The sequence below is a fragment of the Paenibacillus sp. NPDC058177 genome, assembly GCF_042883835.1.
GTDB lineage: Bacteria > Bacillota > Bacilli > Paenibacillales > Paenibacillaceae > Paenibacillus_AQ > Paenibacillus_AQ agri.
In genome coordinates this window covers 1-5,070 of sequence record NZ_JBHVVB010000017.1, presented here as the reverse complement: position 1 = coordinate 5,070, position 5,070 = coordinate 1, and the positions used below count along the sequence as shown (strand labels likewise).

The window sequence follows — 5,070 nt, the reverse complement described above, 5'->3', positions numbered from 1 at the left end:
ATGCTGCTAATGCGTCAAGTTTTCGTGTTAACCGTTTCATTATATATAATATATAGAAACAACTTGTTGCTTTTTAAAAAATGGTGGAGGATGACGGGATCGAACCGCCGACCCTCTGCTTGTAAGGCAGATGCTCTCCCAGCTGAGCTAATCCTCCATATGACCCGTACGGGATTCGAACCCGTGTTACCGCCGTGAAAGGGCGGTGTCTTAACCGCTTGACCAACGGGCCGTTGGTTGAGAACTTATCTGGCGGAGAAGGAGGGATTTGAACCCTCGCGCCGCTTACGCGACCTACACCCTTAGCAGGGGCGCCTCTTCAGCCACTTGAGTACTTCTCCATTATGGCTCCGCAGGTAGGACTCGAACCTACGACCGATCGGTTAACAGCCGATAGCTCTACCACTGAGCTACTGCGGAATATTATAAGCTTCATAAACAAAAACATGGTAGATAAAATAAAAAAGCTTGGCGGCGTCCTACTCTCACAGGGGGAAACCCCCGACTACCATCGGCGCTGAAGAGCTTAACTTCCGTGTTCGGCATGGGAACGGGTGTGACCTCTTCGCTATCGCCACCAAACCATTGAGAGTGTTCTCTCAAAACTAGATAACAGTAAGCATACATTCAAATTGGTTAAGTCCTCGATCGATTAGTATCTGTCAGCTCCATGTGTCGCCACACTTCCACCTCAGACCTATCAACCTGATCATCTTTCAGGGATCTTACTTCCTTGCGGAATGGGAAATCTCATCTTGAGGGGGGCTTCATGCTTAGATGCTTTCAGCACTTATCCCGTCCGCACATAGCTACCCAGCGATGCCCTTGGCAGAACAACTGGTACACCAGCGGTGCGTCCATCCCGGTCCTCTCGTACTAAGGACAGCTCCTCTCAAATTTCCTGCGCCCGCGACGGATAGGGACCGAACTGTCTCACGACGTTCTGAACCCAGCTCGCGTACCGCTTTAATGGGCGAACAGCCCAACCCTTGGGACCGACTACAGCCCCAGGATGCGATGAGCCGACATCGAGGTGCCAAACCTCCCCGTCGATGTGGACTCTTGGGGGAGATAAGCCTGTTATCCCCGGGGTAGCTTTTATCCGTTGAGCGATGGCCCTTCCATGCGGAACCACCGGATCACTAAGCCCGACTTTCGTCCCTGCTCGACTTGTAGGTCTCGCAGTCAAGCTCCCTTGTGCCTTTACACTCTGCGAATGATTTCCAACCATTCTGAGGGAACCTTTGGGCGCCTCCGTTACCTTTTAGGAGGCGACCGCCCCAGTCAAACTGCCCACCTGACACTGTCTCCCCGCCCGATAAGGGCGGCGGGTTAGAAGGTCAATACAGCCAGGGTAGTATCCCACCGATGCCTCCACCGAAGCTGGCGCTCCGGTTTCCAAGGCTCCTACCTATCCTGTACAAGCTGTACCAACATTCAATATCAGGCTGCAGTAAAGCTCCACGGGGTCTTTCCGTCCTGTCGCGGGTAACCTGCATCTTCACAGGTACTATAATTTCACCGAGTCTCTCGTTGAGACAGTGCCCAGATCGTTGCGCCTTTCGTGCGGGTCGGAACTTACCCGACAAGGAATTTCGCTACCTTAGGACCGTTATAGTTACGGCCGCCGTTTACTGGGGCTTCAATTCGCACCTTCGCTTACGCTAAGCGCTCCTCTTAACCTTCCAGCACCGGGCAGGCGTCAGCCCCTATACTTCGCCTTACGGCTTCGCAGAGACCTGTGTTTTTGCTAAACAGTCGCCTGGGCCTATTCACTGCGGCTCTCTCGGGCTTGCACCCTAACAGAGCACCCCTTCTCCCGAAGTTACGGGGTCATTTTGCCGAGTTCCTTAACGAGAGTTCTCTCGATCACCTTAGGATTCTCTCCTCGCCTACCTGTGTCGGTTTGCGGTACGGGCACCTCTCACCTCGCTAGAGGCTTTTCTTGGCAGTGTGGAATCAGGAACTTCGCTACTATAATTCGCTCGCCATCACAGCTCAGCCTTCACGGGAAACGGATTTGCCTATTTCCCAGCCTAACTGCTTGGACGCGGATATCCAACAGCGCGCTTACCCTATCCTACTGCGTCCCCCCATTGCTCAAACGGTGAGGAGGTGGTACAGGAATATCAACCTGTTGTCCATCGCCTACGCCTTTCGGCCTCGGCTTAGGTCCCGACTAACCCTGAGCGGACGAGCCTTCCTCAGGAAACCTTAGGCATTCGGTGGACGGGATTCTCACCCGTCTTTCGCTACTCATACCGGCATTCTCACTTCTAAGCGCTCCACCAGTCCTTCCGGTCTGACTTCACAGCCCTTAGAACGCTCTCCTACCACTGTTCGAAGAACAGTCCGCAGCTTCGGTGATACGTTTAGCCCCGGTACATTTTCGGCGCAGAGTCACTCGACCAGTGAGCTATTACGCACTCTTTAAATGGTGGCTGCTTCTAAGCCAACATCCTGGTTGTCTAAGCAACTCCACATCCTTTTCCACTTAACGTATACTTTGGGACCTTAGCTGGCGGTCTGGGCTGTTTCCCTTTCGACTACGGATCTTATCACTCGCAGTCTGACTCCCAAGGATAAGTCATCGGCATTCGGAGTTTGACTGAATTCGGTAACCCGGTAGGGGCCCCTAGTCCAATCAGTGCTCTACCTCCAAGACTCTTACCTTGAGGCTAGCCCTAAAGCTATTTCGGAGAGAACCAGCTATCTCCAGGTTCGATTGGCATTTCACCCCTACCCACACCTCATCCCCGCACTTTTCAACGTGCGTGGGTTCGGGCCTCCATTCAGTGTTACCTGAACTTCACCCTGGACATGGGTAGATCACCTGGTTTCGGGTCTACGACCACGTACTCAATTCGCCCTATTCAGACTCGCTTTCGCTGCGGCTCCGCATCTTCTGCTTAACCTTGCACGGGATCGTAACTCGCCGGTTCATTCTACAAAAGGCACGCCATCACCCGTTAACGGGCTCTGACTACTTGTAGGCACACGGTTTCAGGATCTCTTTCACTCCCCTTCCGGGGTGCTTTTCACCTTTCCCTCACGGTACTGGTTCACTATCGGTCACTAGGGAGTATTTAGCCTTGGGAGATGGTCCTCCCGGATTCCGACGGAATTTCACGTGTTCCGCCGTACTCAGGATCCACTCAGGAGAGAACGAAGTTTTGACTACAGGGCTGTTACCTCCTATGGCGGGCCTTTCCAGACCTCTTCATCTACCTCGTTCCTTTGTAACTCCGTATAGAGTGTCCTACAACCCCAAGAGGCAAGCCTCTTGGTTTGGGCTAGTCCCGTTTCGCTCGCCGCTACTCAGGGAATCGCATTTGCTTTCTCTTCCTCCGGGTACTTAGATGTTTCAGTTCCCCGGGTCTGCCTTCTCATATCCTATGTATTCAGATATGGATACCACTCCATTACGAGTGGTGGGTTTCCCCATTCGGAAATCTCCGGATCAAAGCTTACTTACAGCTCCCCGAAGCATATCGGTGTTCGTCCCGTCCTTCATCGGCTCCTAGTGCCAAGGCATCCACCGTGCGCCCTTTCTAACTTAACCGTTAAAAAGAATCACTACGTGATATCTTGCATTACTAATTGAATGTGAATTACTTCTGTTATCTAGTTTTCAAAGAACAACATCTCGAAGAATCGAATGATCCTTCAAAACTAAACAAGACAGGGAACGTTCTGTTTATAAGACCCAAGGTCTTATATTCCGTTAAAATCCTTAGAAAGGAGGTGATCCAGCCGCACCTTCCGATACGGCTACCTTGTTACGACTTCACCCCAATCATCTGTCCCACCTTCGGCGGCTGGCTCCTAAAAGGTTACCTCACCGACTTCGGGTGTTACAAACTCTCGTGGTGTGACGGGCGGTGTGTACAAGGCCCGGGAACGTATTCACCGCGGCATGCTGATCCGCGATTACTAGCGATTCCAGCTTCACGCAGTCGAGTTGCAGACTGCGATCCGAACTGAGAACAGATTTGTGGGATTGGCTTAACCTCGCGGTTTCGCTGCCCTTTGTTCTGTCCATTGTAGCACGTGTGTAGCCCAGGTCATAAGGGGCATGATGATTTGACGTCATCCCCACCTTCCTCCGGTTTGTCACCGGCAGTCACCTTAGAGTGCCCAACTGAATGCTGGCAACTAAGATCAAGGGTTGCGCTCGTTGCGGGACTTAACCCAACATCTCACGACACGAGCTGACGACAACCATGCACCACCTGTCACTCTGCCCCCGAAGGGGACGCCCTATCTCTAGGATTGTCAGAGGATGTCAAGACCTGGTAAGGTTCTTCGCGTTGCTTCGAATTAAACCACATGCTCCACCGCTTGTGCGGGCCCCCGTCAATTCCTTTGAGTTTCAGTCTTGCGACCGTACTCCCCAGGCGGAGTGCTTAATGCGTTAGCTGCAGCACTAAGGGGCGGAAACCCCCTAACACTTAGCACTCATCGTTTACGGCGTGGACTACCAGGGTATCTAATCCTGTTCGCTCCCCACGCTTTCGCTCCTCAGCGTCAGTTACAGACCAGAGAGTCGCCTTCGCCACTGGTGTTCCTCCACATCTCTACGCATTTCACCGCTACACGTGGAATTCCACTCTCCTCTTCTGCACTCAAGTTCCCCAGTTTCCAATGACCCTCCCCGGTTGAGCCGGGGGCTTTCACATCAGACTTAAGAAACCGCCTGCGCGCGCTTTACGCCCAATAATTCCGGACAACGCTTGCCACCTACGTATTACCGCGGCTGCTGGCACGTAGTTAGCCGTGGCTTTCTGGTTAGGTACCGTCAAGGTGCCGCCCTATTTGAACGGCACTTGTTCTTCCCTAACAACAGAGCTTTACGATCCGAAAACCTTCATCACTCACGCGGCGTTGCTCCGTCAGACTTTCGTCCATTGCGGAAGATTCCCTACTGCTGCCTCCCGTAGGAGTCTGGGCCGTGTCTCAGTCCCAGTGTGGCCGATCACCCTCTCAGGTCGGCTACGCATCGTCGCCTTGGTGAGCCGTTACCTCACCAACTAGCTAATGCGCCGCAGGCCCATCCCGCAGTTACAGATT

At 53.0% G+C, this 5,070-nt stretch carries 4 tRNA genes and 3 rRNA genes; all 7 read right to left on the bottom strand.

Features of this window, described 5'->3' with window-relative positions:
* Nucleotides 1–81: 81 nt before the first annotated feature.
* Nucleotides 82–157: transfer RNA gene (locus ACFVU8_RS29915), tRNA-Val, on the bottom strand.
* A 3-nt stretch (nt 158–160) separates the two neighbouring features.
* Nucleotides 161–232, bottom strand: a tRNA-Glu gene (locus ACFVU8_RS29910).
* 18 nt (nt 233–250) lie between these two features.
* A tRNA-Ser gene (locus tag ACFVU8_RS29905) sits at nt 251–341 on the bottom strand.
* A 4-nt stretch (nt 342–345) separates the two neighbouring features.
* A tRNA-Asn gene (locus ACFVU8_RS29900) sits at nt 346–420 on the bottom strand.
* A 46-nt stretch (nt 421–466) separates the two neighbouring features.
* Nucleotides 467–582, bottom strand: a 5S ribosomal RNA gene (rrf, locus tag ACFVU8_RS29895).
* A 50-nt stretch (nt 583–632) separates the two neighbouring features.
* A 23S ribosomal RNA gene (locus tag ACFVU8_RS29890) occupies nt 633–3,562 on the bottom strand.
* 175 nt (nt 3,563–3,737) lie between these two features.
* Nucleotides 3,738–5,070 (bottom strand): 16S ribosomal RNA (locus ACFVU8_RS29885); the annotation flags it as partial.